The 10,114-nt window shown below is 42.2% G+C and carries 7 protein-coding genes; 3 read left to right on the top strand and 4 right to left on the bottom strand.

From position 1 onward, the window contains the following. Positions 1 to 72: 72 nt before the first annotated feature. Genes CHX27_RS01875 through CHX27_RS01865 form a run of 3 tightly spaced genes read right to left on the bottom strand, consistent with a single transcriptional unit; the run spans position 73 to position 2,668 of the window. Entirely contained in the window at positions 73 to 1,623 is a 1,551-nt protein-coding gene (locus CHX27_RS01875; RefSeq protein ID WP_094485073.1) for a S41 family peptidase, read from the bottom strand. Beyond that, on the bottom strand, positions 1,620 to 2,054 hold the full coding sequence (locus CHX27_RS01870) for a deoxycytidylate deaminase (RefSeq protein WP_094485074.1): 435 nt from the start codon (positions 2,052 to 2,054) through the stop codon (positions 1,620 to 1,622). The genes CHX27_RS01875 and CHX27_RS01870 overlap by 4 nt, the downstream gene beginning before the upstream one ends. 26 nt (positions 2,055 to 2,080) lie before the next feature. After that, positions 2,081 to 2,668: a HupE/UreJ family protein gene (locus CHX27_RS01865; protein WP_094485072.1), complete on the bottom strand. Its 588-nt coding sequence runs from the start codon at positions 2,666 to 2,668 to the stop codon at positions 2,081 to 2,083. A gap of 166 nt (positions 2,669 to 2,834) precedes the next feature. Between CHX27_RS01865 and CHX27_RS01860 the strand changes: the two genes are divergently transcribed. Beyond that, positions 2,835 to 3,266 (top strand): tellurite resistance TerB family protein, encoded by a 432-nt coding sequence (locus tag CHX27_RS01860; RefSeq protein ID WP_094485071.1) that lies wholly within the window; start codon positions 2,835 to 2,837, stop codon positions 3,264 to 3,266. A gap of 64 nt (positions 3,267 to 3,330) precedes the next feature. On the opposite strand, the gene fbp is transcribed toward CHX27_RS01860, so the two are convergent. Then, positions 3,331 to 4,341 (bottom strand): class 1 fructose-bisphosphatase, encoded by a 1,011-nt coding sequence (gene fbp / locus CHX27_RS01855; RefSeq protein WP_094485070.1) that lies wholly within the window; start codon positions 4,339 to 4,341, stop codon positions 3,331 to 3,333. 248 nt (positions 4,342 to 4,589) lie between these two features. On the opposite strand from fbp, the gene CHX27_RS01850 reads away from it, so the two are divergent. Then, positions 4,590 to 5,843, top strand: a complete 1,254-nt coding sequence (locus CHX27_RS01850) for an aspartate kinase (RefSeq protein ID WP_094485069.1) — start codon at positions 4,590 to 4,592, stop codon at positions 5,841 to 5,843. Between the two features lie 173 nt (positions 5,844 to 6,016). Then, entirely contained in the window at positions 6,017 to 9,415 is a 3,399-nt protein-coding gene (locus CHX27_RS01845) for a hypothetical protein (protein WP_094485068.1), read from the top strand. Positions 9,416 to 10,114 lie beyond the last annotated feature (699 nt).

The raw sequence follows: 10,114 nt of genomic DNA, 5'->3' as shown, positions 1-10,114 counted from the left end.
TAAAGCGGAACACGTGACGGCGTGAACCACTTTTGCGCAGCGACGTCTCGTTTGCCGGCGCGCCCAAAAAAACTAGTTCGAAATTCCTGCGGCCTGAATCATCGGGATTTGCGGCAGTATGAATTGCCAATAAGCTGTGTCGCCTTGCAATAAACGGATTTTCTCGGCTTGCAAGTACGTGCCAATGCGCGTTCGGTCGGAAGCATCGGTTTTTAACTCGAATCCGTTTTCGTTGGCGTAGGTTATAAAATCGGTTACTAAGCGCTCGTTTACCGGCAATGCTGCAATTTTTGACCGATCGTATTTAAAGCTGTCCCACTTTTCGAAAAGAAAATTTCCAGGAATAGGCGATTGCAACAACAGGAGCAACCGTTCTTTATCGAGATTTGAATCGAGCGCCACAAAAACATCGGGAACGATGCCTCCACCGCCATACACAATTTTTCCTTTTGGAGTCTTGAATTTTTCGAGTTTACTCAGTTTAATCGAGTCTTTTTCAAAAAGTTCGCCGTTTGTTAAACGATCTTCAAAACTTTCGTAATAGGCTTCGGTTCCTTTGCTGTACGGGCCTTGAATGCTTCGGCCAGTAGGTGTGTAATAACGCGCAATGGTAAGTCGCACGGCCGATCCGTCTTCGAAACCAATTTCGCGCTGTACCAATCCTTTACCGAACGAGCGTCGGCCAATAATCGTTCCGCGGTCGTTATCTTGTATTGCGCCGGCAATAATTTCGCTGGCAGAAGCGCTGTATTCATCAATTAAAACCGATAGTTTTCCTTTTTCGAATAGTCCGCCACTTTTGGCAATACTGCTTTCTTTCTTGCCGTCTTTTGCTTTGGTGTAAACGATCAGCAAATCTTTTTGAAGCAATTCGTCGGCAATCGAAACAGCCTGTTCCATGTAGCCACCGCCGTTGCCGCGCAAATCGATGATTAGTGAAGTTGCGCCTTGACGGAGAAGTTTTTTCAGAGCAGCAGAAAATTCGGCCGCCGTATCTTCGGCAAACTTTGAGATTTTGATGTAAGCCGTTCGGTTGGGTAGGAGTACCTCGGCTTCGATGCTGGAAATATGAACCTGCTGCCGCTTAAACTGAAAGTTCAAGATTTTGTTTTGGCTTTTTCGGAATACTTTCAAACGAACTTCGCTATTGGGCTCGCCTTTAAGGTATTTGAATAGGGAGTCGGTTGCGAGTTTTCGTCCGAAGAGTTTGTTTTTTCCTTCGAAGAGAATTTTATCACCGGCTTTGAGTCCGGCTGCGAGTGCTGGTCCGCCGTCGAGCGTTTTAGTTACAGTTACGGTGTCTTTTAGCATCATGAACGAAATTCCGATTCCGACAAAATTGCCGCTGAGTTCTTCGCTCACCTGTGTCATTTCAGATGCATTGATGTAAACCGAATGCGGATCGAGTTGTTGCAATAACTGACTGATGGCTTTATCGACAAGTGTATCGGTTGCAACGCTATCAACGTATTCGTTGCCAATAACTTGTAGTAAACGATCGATTTTATCTTTCGACGAAAGTGAATTTGGCTTGTTGGGAAAGTCTAAAATTGTACCCAGTAAAATCCCCAACACCAGCACAGCAAACAACACTACGGGAACGTAAACTTTAGAAATTTTCATAATTCGGAGAAGTCTTCTATTTGAATGATGTCGACACCAGCGCGCTCAAGAAATTGGAGTCCGGCATCGTCTCGGTATCCGTTTTGGTACACCACGCGTTTGATTCCGGCTTGATGAATGAGTTTACTGCATTCTTTACAAGGGGATAATGTAATGTAGAGCGTGGCGCCGTCGCAGGTTTGTGTAGATCGCGCTACTTTTAGAATGGCGTTGGCTTCGGCATGCAAAACATACCATTTGGTTAAACCTTCGTCGTCTTCGCAGCAATTTTCGAATCCGCTTGGCGTTCCGTTGTAACCATCGGAGATAATCATTCGATCTTTTACGATGATAGCACCCACTTTTTTGCGTTTGCAATACGACAGTTTGCTCCATTCCGAAGCAATTCGCAAGTATGCTTTATCGTATTTGTTAATTTTTTCTGTATTCAACGGAAACGAATTTTCTCTGCGTAAAGCTACCAAAATTTTGCTGCGATTAGCATAGGAAGTACAACGCCTAAAACAAATGCTGAACCTGTTAAACACCAGTCTCTTTTAGAAAATCGAAAGAAGGTTTGCACGATGTACGCAAGAACAAGCACCACTAAAACTACGATGATTTGTGCGGCTTCGATACCCAGCGCAAATTCGAGCGAAGGAAGTATTTTTTCGGAAGGTTTTCCGGGCAACAAACCGTTAAAGTAATTCGAAAATCCCAGTCCGTGAATCAAACCAAAAACTATGGTTATGATAGATACCACAGAAATGCTTTCTTTTTTAGAATTTTTTCCAGCTGTAAAAAGATGAAAAAGTGCTGTGATACAAATGGTTACTGGTATTAAGAACTCGATAACGTCGACACGTATAGCGATTAATCCCAAAACGGAACACAACAATGAAAGTGTGTGGCCAATTGTAAAGAAGGTTACAAGTAGCAAAACGCGTTTCCAGTCGGAAAACGAATAAGGAATTGTTAGTGCGATGAGAAATAATACGTGATCGTAGGCATTTACGTCGAGCACGTGGCGCAGGCCAATTTCAAAAAAAACGAGAAAATCGGTCATTTCAGTAGCAGTTGGGAGGTAAACTTACAAAAATCTCGGATTGCGGAAAAATAGTTGGTTTTATTCTACATCAATAGAAAGAAAAATTATGCTAAACCTCGGTTAAACTTCGTTAGGCTGCCCGTTAAAATCGTTTATATTTGTCGAGTAACACAAAATTTTAAGTATGTCGATTTCAGATTTATTCGATAGTGGGTTTAAAGACAGAAATAAAGGTCATTTTGCCTCGATTGTACGCGTTGCCATGGAAGACGGCGTGTTAGATACCGAAGAAAAAGAATTTTTAGATAAGCTTGCGAATCAATTAGAGATTTCGGCAGATGAGTATGCGGAGATTGTTGCCAATCCGTTTAAATACCCAATTAATCCGCCGTATTTGCATACACAACGTTTGGAGCGTCTTTACGATTTGAGCAGAATGGTTTATGCGCACAACGAAGCCGGACCGAAACAAAAAGAAATTCTTACACGCTTTGCTCTCGCACTTGGTTTTACACCGGGCAACGTGAAGTATATTGTCGACAAAGCTTTGTCGTTATTGGTGCTAACAGTTGATTTAGACACCTTCGTTTACGAGATGCAACACATGAATAAGTAATTCGAGCGATTCCATAAAAAAATCCGACGCTATAGTCGGATTTTTTTATGGAGTTCACTTTAGTTTACTTTTTTGCTTTGGCCATAAATTCTTCGGCTTTCGTAACCATATTATAGCTTCCGCAGAAGAACGGCACGCGCTGATGCAGTTCGGTAGGTTTAATTTCTAAAATTCGCGTAAAGCCATCCGATGCTTTTCCACCGGCTTGTTCGGCAATAAAGGCCATAGGGTTGCATTCGTACAGCAAACGCAATTTTCCTTTAGGTGCTTTGGAACTCGTTGGATAAATATAAATACCGCCTTTAATCATGTTTCTGTGAATATCGGAAACCAAACTGCCGATGTAACGTGAGGTGTACGGACGGTCGCCTTCTTCCAACTGACAGTATTTGATGTAATCTTTAACGCCTTGCGGAAAGTGCACGTAATTTCCTTCGTTAATCGAATAGATTGTTCCGTCGGGTTTGAATTGCATGTTGGGATGCGACAAATAAAACGTTCCAATAGCCGGATTAAGTGTAAATCCGTTAACACCGTGCCCAGTAGTGTACACCAGCATAGTCGAAGTTCCGTAAATGACGTAACCCGCGGCTACTTGCATGGTTCCGGGTTGTAAAAAATCTTCAAGGGTAACAGGCGTTCCAATAGGGGTTACGCGACGAAATACCGAAAAAATTGTTCCAACAGAAACGTTTACATCGATGTTGCTGCTGCCATCGAGCGGATCCATTAAAACTACGTATTTGCTATTGTGGTTGTTGTCGGGTCCGGCAACGGTAATAAAATCGTCGTTCTCTTCCGAGGCAATTCCGCAAACAATTTCGCGATTTATCAGAGTTTGAATGAAGATGTTATTGGCGTAAACGTCGAGTTTTTGTTGATCTTCACCTTGGATATTCTGCTCGCCAGCCGCACCAACAATATCCACCAATCCGGCTTTGTTAACTTTGTAATTAACGACTTTTGCCGCTAATCGAATCGAGTTGATGATTCGGGAAAGCTCGCCCGACGAATATTTAAATTCAGCTTGTTTTTCAATAATAAATTCTCCGAGCGTTTTGTTCCGTTCTTCCATAGCGAAATCGTTGTAGTTGGGTGCAAATATCGCAATTTATACGACTTGCGTTTCTAAAACGGGATAAAGAAAACGTTGTTTTTGTCGAAGAAGCTGAAAAATGAAAATTTTTCAGCTTCAGCTTAGAAATATCCGCAGTAATAGCTCCATTTTTTCACTCAAAATTGCTACAAACCGTATATTTGCCGCTCAATTCGTAAAGCCGTTATTTAATCTGCTGCAAAACGGCAAAAGCAGCATTCTAAAACATGAAAGTATTCAAATTTGGCGGTGCTTCTGTGAAAGACGCCGCATCGGTAAGAAACGTTGTGAGCGTTTTGCAACAAGTAGGTGCAACAGACACTTTAATTGTAGTTTCGGCGATGGGAAAAACAACGAATGCCTTAGAGGTAGTTGTCAAAAATTATATTTCTCAGTCTGGCGAACTCGAAAGCGTACTCAACGACGTCAAGAAATACCATTTTGATATTCTAAGCGATTTATTTCCCGATAGCAATCACGCTGCGCATCAAAAAGTTAACGCGCTTTTCAATGATTTGTCTGATTTCTTAAAATCCAATAAATCTTCAAATTATAACTACGTTTACGATCAGATTGTGAGTTTTGGAGAATTGATTTCTTCGGCAATTTTATCGTTTTTCCTTGCTGAATCTGAAATCAGAAATACGTGGCTCGATGTGCGCGAACTAATTGCAACCGACAATAATTACCGCGATGCAACAGTAGATTGGGATACTACTCAACGCCAAATTGCCGTAAAAATAAGTCAGTACGGAACCTACGTTACGCAAGGATTCTTGGGCGCCGACGACAATAATTTCACAACTACCTTAGGTCGCGAAGGCTCCGATTATACCGCGGCTATCTTTGCTTATTGTTTGAACGTACAATCGGTTACCATTTGGAAAGATGTTCCTGGAGTTCTAAACGCCGATCCGCGATATTTTGAAAATGCACAAATGCTGCAACAAATTTCGTATCGCGAAGCAATCGAATTGGCGTTTTACGGCGCCACAGTAATTCACCCTAAAACGCTCCAACCGCTTCAACGCAAAGAAATCCCGTTGCATGTAAAGTCGTTTGTAAATCCGTTATTGCCCGGAACTACTGTAGCAAAAGGAAAAGACTTGATTCCAAGCATGCCGTGTTTTATTGTAAAGAAAAACCAATATTTAATTTCGCTTTCTTCCTTAGATTTTTCTTTCATCATGGAAGAGCACATTGCTGGCGTGTTTGCACTTCTTCATAAATACAAAATGAAAGTCAGTTTAATTCAAAACTCAGCGATTTCATTCTCACTGTGTTTGGAAGATAAGTTCGAGAACTTTCAAAAACTGCGCGCCGAGCTTTCTAAGCAATTTAAAGTGTATTACAACGAAAACGTATCGCTCTACACCATTCGTCACTTCACTGAAGAAGCTGCCGCAGAAGTAACTGCTGGAAAAACTGTGATGATTAAGCAAGCAAGTCGCGAGACAATTCAAATCGTAACTAAAGAATAGTAGCTGCAAGCGTCTTTCTGAAAAATCGGTATTCTACTGCGTAAAAATGCGAATCACTAAAAATGAATTCGTTCTTTTGACGTTTGTAATCAATGGTTTTGCTTGTCGGTGTCGAAAATGCGCGGTTAATCAGGCGTTTTCAAATCTAAATCCAAGCGGATAATCGACTATTCATGAAGAAGGAATGGCTTGTAGTAGTGTTGCTCTTTTGTTGCTGGATGTCTTCGGCACAAAAAGAATATTCGCTGCGACGAGAATCTACTTTTTTTATCGAGTCGGATAGTCTTCAAATTGACAGCACGAGTATTCGAAAAATCGATTTTGAAATCTACGATGAAAATAATCGACCCTTGCCGGAACAAGCTTTTCGAGTCGATTTTACTCGAGCGCGTCTTTACATACTCGATTCGTCACTGAAAAACACGCAAGTTTTGGTGAGGTACAGTAAATATCCCGATTTTCTTACGAAATCGTATGTGCGTTACGCGCCCGAAAAAGTGTTAGGAAACGTGGCAACGACTGCAAACTCCGAACCACTTCGCAATACGCGAACACCGTTTGAAGGGCTGTCTACAAACGGAAGCATTACACGCGGCGTTACGGTTGGAAACAATCAGAATTCGGTGGTAAATTCAAATCTCGATTTGCAGATTTCAGGAAAGCTATCCGATAAAGTTTCGTTGCGCGCCAGCATCCAAGACAGCAATATTCCTTTACAAGATAATGGCTACAGCCAACGACTCGACGAATTCGATCAAATATTTATTGAACTCGCTGGCAGTAAATGGAACATTCGGGCGGGCGATTTATTTCTGGAAAACCGTTCGTCGCGATTCTTAAATTTCAGTAAAAAAGTACAAGGCGTTCGCGCTGGATTTAGATTTGGAGATGAATCGGCTACTACCGACGTGTTTGCATCGGCGGCTTTGGTTCGAGGCGCTTACGCGAGAAGTACATTTACCGGAACCGAAGGCAATCAAGGGCCATACAAACTTAGAGGTCCGAATGGCGAACCATTTATACTCGTAGTTAGCGGTTCGGAACGCGTTTTTGTGAATGGAATTCAGTTAGAACGTGGCGAAAACAATCAATACGTTATCGACTATAATGCTGGCGAAATTACGTTTACATCGCTGTTTCAGATAACATCCGAAATGCGGATAAATGTCGAATATCAATATGCCGAACGAAACTTCACAAGGTTGGTAACCTATGCCGGTGCAAACCACAGCTCGGAAAAATGGAATGTAAGTGGCGCAATTTACTCGGAAAACGACGTAAAGAACCAACCCTTGCAACAAAATTTATCTCCCGAGCAAGCGGCTGTTTTAGGTAATGCGGGCGACGACGATCGGTTGATGGTGGCGCCTTCTGAAAACGAAGAACCTTTCGATGAAAACAAAATTCAATATCGAAAGGAAATTGTGAATGACGCTACTATTTTCGTGTATTCTATCAATCCAAACGACACGCTGTTTAGTGTTCGTTTTACCGATGTTGGCGCAGGAAATGGGAACTATCGATTGCAGTCGACTACCGGAACCGGGAAAATATACGTGTATGTTGCGCCAATTAACGGAGTAAAACAAGGCAGTTTCGAGCCAGTGGTAAAGTTAATTGCGCCTCAAAAATTGCAATTAGTTCAGGTGTCGGGCGGGTATCGAAACGGCGAAAACACTACGGTTCAAGCCGAGTTTGCGGGTAGTTTGAACGATAAAAATCTTTACAGTTCTTTAGACGATGCCGACAATACCGGTGTAGCGTTTCATATCGATGCGGCGCAAATGCTATTCAAACGAAAGTTTAAAACGCAAGTTTTTGCGGGCGCACAATACATTGGCGAGCGTTTCCGTACGGTGGAACGAGCCGTAAGTATCGAGTTTAACCGCGATTGGAACGTAAGTACGCAGCTCGGCGATCAGAAATTGGTGTCGGCCGGTTTTACTACCAATCTCAACCAAAAAGGCAGCGCTACGTATAAAATCGAAACACTGCAGTTTGGAAGTTCGTATTCGGGATTTCGCCAACTCTTCGACGCTCAAGCCAATCTCAACAACTGGCAGTTTTCACAGAAGTTTAGCTATTTGAAAACTACAGCAAATTTTGCCAATTCGAGTTTCCTCCGAAATTTGAGTCGCATTTCGTATCGTCCAACTAAAAAAGTTTGGATTCATGCCACGCATGCCGCAGAAGATAACAGCGAACGTTTAAAAGCTACCAACCAGTTGAGTAATTTGAGTCAGCGCTTTAACGAATTTGGCGGTCGGGTAGGAGTGGGCGACAGCCTAAAAGTATTTGTGGAAGGCGGCGTTTTGTTGCGTTTAAATGATTCGCTAGTAGATCAACGTGTGAGTCGCGTCAACCAATCGCTCACATATTTAGTACGTTCACGCGTTTTTCAATCCGAACAGCAGGATTTGATGTTGTTTGCGAGTTTCCGAAAACTTACGTTCGAAGATAAAACGCAGGCAGCCATTCCGTCTTTAAACAGCCGAATTGCCTATAACGGTCGGTTTTTAAATCGTCTTTTAGTGTTGGGAACTACCTACGAAAATAGCTCGGGAACTGTAGCTCAACAGGAATTCTCTTATATCGAAGTCGAGCCCGGACAAGGCCTATATACTTGGAACGATTACAACAATAACGGTGTTAAGGAACTCGAAGAATTCGAAATTGCGCCGTTTCCAGATCAGGCCATTTACCTGCGGATTTTTCTTCCCAACCAGATTTTCGTTCCTTCGCATGTTAACCGCCTCAGCCAAAACCTCACCCTAAATTTTGCAGCTTGGAAAGGCTCGGGAGGCTTTTCGAAGTTTCTTAAAAAAATAAGCAATCAAACCTCATTTATCACAGAGCGAAAAATCCGCCGATCGGGTTCCGATTTCGATTTAAACCCTTTTGGTAGTTCGGGTTCCGATGTGCTTGGGCAAACACTTACCTTCAGAAACAGCTTGTGTTACAATCGCGGCAAGCAAAACCACAGTGTAACCTTTAATGCAACGTCAAGTGCTAATATCGCGCTTATTAGCAGTGGTTTACAAGAAAATAAGTTGCGAGGCACACAGTTATTATACGCCCATTTGGTTCAGAAAAGTTGGTTATTTAGCATTCAAGTTGGTCAGAATAAACAAAAAAGCACGGCTCAAAATTATGCGAATCGCAGTTTCGAAATTACGGGATACGAGTTTGAGCCTAAAGTTTCATATTTGTTTTCGACCAACATAAATTTTGATATTTCTGCCGCTTATGGCGAAAAGGAAAACACTTTGGGAGCCGAGGCTTCTTTGGTTCAGCGAAAGCTAACCTTGGGCTTTAATTGGAATGTCGGTACTAAGTTAACGGCAAACGGCGAGTTTAATCTAATTGGCAATAGTTACCTCGGTGAGGCTAATACAGCCGCGGCTTTTCAGATGCTCGAAGCTTTGCAACCGGGTCAAAATACAACTTGGCGCTTGTCGGTACAAAAAAGTCTAACGGGCTTTTTAGATCTAACGTTAAATTACCAAGGTCGTAAAAGCGATCTTTCTTCTGCCATTCATACCGGAACAGTTCAACTTAGGGCACATTTTTAGGTGGGATAAATCCAAAAATCAATTATTTTCGTAAATAAAAAGCAAAAATTTAATATTTGTAAAGATGCAACCAAAGCTAATTTTTCTATTTTTGTACACAATGAAAACTACGCGACGATTTTACGGATTTTTGTTATTCGCACTACTTTGTAGCAGCGCAGTTGTAGCTGCTCCTCCCGGTGGTGGTCCGCCTCCTCCTGCTGGCCTGCCTCCTCCTCCTCCTGGCTTGCCCTTTCAATTAAATACACAGGCGCTATTTTGCATATTTGTTTTAGGCTATTCTTTTTACTTGATTTTCAAGTACAATAAACGATCACTTAATAGAACTTAGGGCGTGCCGGCAAAATCGTTTGCTGGAAATCCCGTATAATTTTGCCGTCCCGTTTTCCGCTGTAGTCCTCGCTCGCCTGGCGCAAGGTCATTGCTGTCGCTGTGGGCTGCCGCTGCAACCAGTCGCGCGGCAATCGTTACCGAATAAAAAGGGCATAAAACCTGAGTTCAATTAAAATCTTTGTCAGATCGCTTGAAATCAAAAAGTTATGAAGTAAATAGTAAGGGAAAGGAACAACTCTCATGCTAAACAGATAAACGGCTGTCTACTTCGTTAGTTTTTTTTGCGATACTATAGTATCCCAATAAAAGTCCGCCTTGTATTCAACCATTTATCTGTTTTCTGACCGCAATTTTTAAATCGAACTC

The sequence above is a fragment of the Flavobacterium aurantiibacter genome (assembly GCF_002251775.1).
Lineage (GTDB): Bacteria > Bacteroidota > Bacteroidia > Flavobacteriales > Flavobacteriaceae > Flavobacterium > Flavobacterium aurantiibacter.
The sequence above is the reverse complement of the archived record's forward strand: the minus strand, read 5'-3'. Positions and strand labels throughout refer to the sequence as shown.

Coding starts and splice junctions, on each gene's coding strand:
- fbp (WP_094485070.1), bottom strand. CDS start 4,341: ATGGAAGAACGGAACAAAACGCTCGGAGAATTTATTATTGAAAAACAA.
- CHX27_RS01860 (WP_094485071.1), top strand. CDS start 2,835: ATGTCGATTTCAGATTTATTCGATAGTGGGTTTAAAGACAGAAATAAA.
- CHX27_RS01875 (WP_094485073.1), bottom strand. CDS start 1,623: ATGAAAATTTCTAAAGTTTACGTTCCCGTAGTGTTGTTTGCTGTGCTG.
- CHX27_RS01865 (WP_094485072.1), bottom strand. CDS start 2,668: ATGACCGATTTTCTCGTTTTTTTTGAAATTGGCCTGCGCCACGTGCTC.
- CHX27_RS01850 (WP_094485069.1), top strand. CDS start 4,590: ATGAAAGTATTCAAATTTGGCGGTGCTTCTGTGAAAGACGCCGCATCG.
- CHX27_RS01845 (WP_094485068.1), top strand. CDS start 6,017: ATGAAGAAGGAATGGCTTGTAGTAGTGTTGCTCTTTTGTTGCTGGATG.